Here is a 1,151-nt window from a genome sequence, read left to right as displayed (position 1 = left end):
CGTTACCTGATTGCACGGCAGTACGGTTTGCGTACCGGGATTGACGTGGCGTTCAGTGAGCATGAGCAGGCGGATTTTTACCTTTCTGTTCGCTCCTCGCTGCCGACGCACGTCGTTCTGCAACAGTTACCACGGCTCTGCAAAATCGGGGCGCCAGATGACGTTACGTTGTTGGTTAATGTTGCGCTGAACGGTGTCCCTGTTGTTCCGCTGACGCAGGTTCCGGCTGCATTGCCATTACGGCTGGAGAATCAGTATTTTGCGCTGGATATGCAGAGCGCTCCGGCTAAAGCCATGCTGGATGCTGGGTGCTGCATGATTTACGCGCCGGGTACGCTGGGTGATCTGAAACCCGAGCTTTTTGCGGTACTGCGGTCATGACACAGGAACGGAAAATCGACATTAACGTACTACTTCGCGACACCTTTCTGACGGTGGTGGAACTGCGTCAGGACACTTCTGCAAGACACGGACAGGAACTATATCGCCATTGTCTGCAGCAGGTGGAAGGGGTACGCGAGCGTCTGACAGCGGCCGGATTCAGCCAGCAGGACATAGAACATATCACTTACGCTCAGTGCGCGCTGCTGGACGAAACCGTTCTCAGCCGGGACGGGATGGATGATGGCCAGATGGTCTGGCTAAAAAACCCTCTCCAGTCGCATTTTTTCAATACCCTTCAGGCGGGCGAACTACTGTATGAGCGTATGAAGCGGGTTTTACAGGAGCCAGCCCCCACGCCGGCGGTCCTGACCTGTTTTCATCGCGTGCTGTTGCTGGGGTTTCGCGGGCGCTATCAGGACCCCGAATCTGATGAACGGCAGCATCTCATTGCGATGTTCAGCAAGCGGGTTGAGCCATTCAGGGTGCAAGAAGATTCGGCAGTGCTGAACGTGCCTTTGACCAAGCGTCAGCATTACCTGTGGCAGTCTCCTTTTTGCTGGCTGCTACTGCTAATGCTTGTGCTGGTTGGCGTCTGGTGGGGGTTGCATAGCTGGCTGAATGTACTGGTGGATGAACTGCTGCCAACAGGCAAGTCTTGAAGATGAGCCGGGTGAGTAACACGCTGAAACAGGCGCTTTTGCTGTGGGGCATGCTGCTGGTGCTGGCGCTATGGCTGGGGTTCAATCAGGCCTCTACGGCGATGAAAT

2 protein-coding genes are annotated in these 1,151 nt (G+C 55.4%); both read left to right on the top strand.

Features of this window, described 5'->3' with window-relative positions; all coding sequences use genetic code 11:
- A partial coding sequence (gene tssK, locus CWM53_RS00010; protein WP_227521676.1) for a type VI secretion system baseplate subunit TssK occupies nt 1-381 on the top strand: 381 nt, incomplete at its 5' end.
- On the top strand, nt 378-1,043 hold the full coding sequence (gene tssL, locus CWM53_RS00005; protein WP_100697271.1) for a type VI secretion system protein TssL, short form: 666 nt from the start codon (nt 378-380) through the stop codon (nt 1,041-1,043). The genes tssK and tssL, both read left to right, overlap by 4 nt.
- The last annotated feature ends 108 nt before the right edge of the window (nt 1,044-1,151 follow it).

The organism is Klebsiella sp. A-Nf5 (assembly GCF_002810545.1).
GTDB lineage: Bacteria > Pseudomonadota > Gammaproteobacteria > Enterobacterales > Enterobacteriaceae > Klebsiella > Klebsiella variicola.
This window is presented reverse-complemented; position numbering and strand designations above follow the sequence as displayed.